This is a genomic window from Kineosporia sp. NBRC 101677, from assembly GCF_030269265.1.
Classification (GTDB): Bacteria; Actinomycetota; Actinomycetes; order Actinomycetales; family Kineosporiaceae; genus Kineosporia; species Kineosporia rhizophila.
The window spans coordinates 1-815 of record NZ_BSTA01000041.1; the positions used below are offsets into that span (position 1 = coordinate 1).

The 815-nt window shown below is 65.4% G+C and carries 1 pseudogene and 1 other annotated feature; the pseudogene reads right to left on the reverse strand.

Going from position 1 to position 815, the window contains the following annotated elements:
- Positions 1-815 (reverse strand): annotated as a pseudogene (locus QSK18_RS35640) (IS3 family transposase); the annotation flags it as partial.
- Positions 676-807 (reverse strand) — a sequence feature (AL1L pseudoknot). It overlaps the preceding pseudogene by 132 nt.

Genomic DNA, 815 nt, shown 5'->3' on the forward strand with positions numbered 1-815 from the left:
GAGTTCGGTCTTGAACGGGCCGATGGTCGATTCCATGAGCGCGTTGTCCAGGGCATCACCGACTGATCCAAATGGAGCCGGCGATCCCGGCCTCGGTGAGGGCCTCGGTCAGAGTCAGCGACGGATATTGACTTCCCGCATCGCTGTGATGCACCAAACATGTTGCAGCGAACCGCGTATTGGACCGCCGTCGGGTGAACAGCACCTGCTCCAGGGCTGAGAGAACCAGCGGTGTGGTCTTGGCCGTGGAGACTCTCCAGCCCAGGATCCGGCGGGAGAACACGTCGGTCACGCACGACACGTAAACGACCCCGGCCAGCGTCCAGACATAGGTGAAATCCGCTACTCACCACTGATCTGGAGCCGCGGGCGCCGACCATTGCCGATCCGCCAGGTCCGGGTGACGAGGCGCTTTCTCGTCCCGTCGGGTGGTGATGGTGTGGTGTTTGCGCCGGCGGATGCCGTCGATCTCTGCGACGCGCATCAGCCGGGCGACCTGGCCTCGCCCAAGGTCACGGCCGAGGTCGCGGCCGGCTCGGCGCAGGGCGTGCCAGCATTTGCGGGCGCCATAAACGCTGCGGTTGTCGCGGTGTAGATCGATCAGGGTGTTGGCCGCGTAGGCATCCTCGATCTCGGCGGCCTGGCAGGCTGGGCTTGGCGGGCGTAGTAGGTGCTCGGGGCGATCTGGATGCCGTGCTGGCTCAGCAGGCGACAGATCGGCTCGACCCCGAACCGGTCTTTGTGCTCGTCGATGTAGGCCAGGACTACATGAAGCGGCGGGCCAGCTCCGCCGCCGCGAAAAACGCCGAAGCGGT